Genomic DNA, 852 nt, shown 5'->3' on the forward strand with positions numbered 1-852 from the left:
AGAAGTCGTCTCATTTGGTGAGTCTGCGGTAGCAGATGAGGGTGCAGGCGATGCTGGTGAAGGCGAGGAAGTGGTCAGCCTTGCGCTCGTAGCGTCGGTGGAGGCGGCGGCAGCCGGCGAGCCAGGCCATGGTGCGTTCGATGGTCCAGCGGTGGCGGCCCAGTCGCTGCGAACTCTCGATGCCTTTTCGGGCGATGCGATGGGTGATGCCGCGTTGCCGTAACCATCGCCGCAGGTGGGAGTAGTCGTAGCCCTTGTCGGCGTGAAGCTTGCCCGGCCTGCGTCGACGGCGTCCGCGGCGTGAGCGGATGGGCGGTATGCCCTTCACCAGGGGGATCAGGGCCTGGCTGTCGTGCAGGTTCGCCCCCGAGATCCCGACGGACAGGGGCAGACCGGTCCGCTCGGTGATGAGGTGGATCTTCGACCCGTACTTGCCCCGGTCGACAGGATTCGGACCTGTCAGGTCCCCCTTTTCAGGGCCCGCATGTTCACGGAGTCGATCGCGCAGCGGGTCCAGTCCAACTCGCCGCGGGCGCCGAGTTCGTCCAGGACCAAGCGGTGGAGCTTGGCCCACACCCTGGCCTTCGTCCACTCGGTAAAGCGCCGATGAGCCGTCGCTCCCGACGGCCCGAACGACGCGGACGGCAACTGCTGCCACGTGCAGCCTGACGTGGCTACGAACACGATCGCGGCCAGCACCTCCCGGTCACCGTGGCGGCGTCGGCCACCGCCTTGAGGCCGCGAGGGGGCCTCTGGCACCACTCGCTGGAACAACTCCCACAACTCTTCAGGCACCAGCCGCTCAACGATCCCCACGGGCGATAGCCTACCGAGTCAGCCAAATGAGATGAC

1 protein-coding gene is annotated in these 852 nt (G+C 66.7%); it reads right to left on the reverse strand.

Annotated features, from left to right (window positions below; translation table 11 throughout):
• Positions 1-10: 10 nt before the first annotated feature.
• A protein-coding gene (locus tag QNO09_RS39605; protein ID WP_502962422.1) for an IS5 family transposase occupies positions 11-810 on the reverse strand; the annotation gives its coding sequence in 2 pieces (ribosomal slippage) (positions 11-462 and positions 462-810; 801 coding nt in all).
• Between the last annotated feature and the right edge of the window lie 42 nt (positions 811-852).

The organism is Streptomyces sp. 378, assembly GCF_030124145.1.
In the GTDB taxonomy this organism is placed as follows: domain Bacteria; phylum Actinomycetota; class Actinomycetes; order Streptomycetales; family Streptomycetaceae; genus Streptomyces.